The 980-nt window shown below is 41.9% G+C and carries 1 protein-coding gene; it reads right to left on the bottom strand.

Annotated features, from left to right (window positions below):
• Nucleotides 1-52: 52 nt before the first annotated feature.
• The coding region (locus ACS8FC_RS15205) for a UDP-N-acetylglucosamine 4,6-dehydratase family protein (RefSeq protein WP_439297387.1) at nucleotides 53-980 on the bottom strand (928 nt) is incomplete at its 5' end.

Genomic DNA, 980 nt, shown 5'->3' with positions numbered 1-980 from the left:
AATTTACTTACTGTGATTTTCTGAAAGATCTCCTAAGCTTTTAATCCTTTGATCAACCACCCTCATCAATCAATTCTATCTTCACTTTTTCGACTTCAATATCATGTCCTTCGTGATACCCTTCGACGAAAGACCTGAACTGTGTTTTTAGCCATCTAACATCTTGCTGTTTTGCTCTTGCGATAAATTCAAATAAAATAGTCTCGATATCTTCTAAAGGATAGCTATGCTCCATAGCTTGCATGATGAGTGGATGAAACGTAGCTTCGATGTTGTCTTCACCGATAATCAACTCCTCATAGAGCTTCTCGCCGGGCCTCAATCCTGTAAAGACAATTTCGATGTCACCATTTGGGTTGCTCGCATCTTTTAGCTCACACCCTGTCAAACGAATCATACGCTTGGCAAGATCAACGATTTTGACTGGTGCACCCATATCTAGTACAAATACTTCACCGCCAAATGCCATTGCACCTGCTTGGATGACGAGGCTGGCCGCTTCTGGAATGGTCATGAAGTAGCGAGTTATTTCTGGATGCGTGATGGTGATCGGACCACCCTGCTCAATCTGTTTGGTAAATAATGGTACGACAGAGCCTGAGGAACCTAAAACATTGCCAAAGCGCACCATGCTAAAACAAGTTTTACTGTTGCTTTGGCTAAACCCTTGGCAAACCAATTCAGCCAAGCGCTTGGATGCGCCCATCACGTTGGTTGGTCGCACTGCTTTATCAGTAGAGATCAATACAAAGGTTTCGACGTTTGCCCGTATTGCAGCACGAGCACAATGGTAAGTGCCTTTGGTATTATTAATGGTTCCCTCAAAAGGATTAGACTCCACAATAGGCACATGTTTGTAGGCTGCCGCATGATAAATCGTATTTATATGGCTATTTTTGAATATATTAATTAATTTTTTTTCGTTGCCCACGCTCCCGATGATACTAACAATCTCAATATTACGACAATTGCTATCATCT

It is taken from the genome of Psychrobacter sp. 1Y4 (assembly GCF_051847555.1).
Note: the sequence above shows the minus strand (reverse complement) of the source record. Positions and strands in the feature narration are given on the sequence as shown.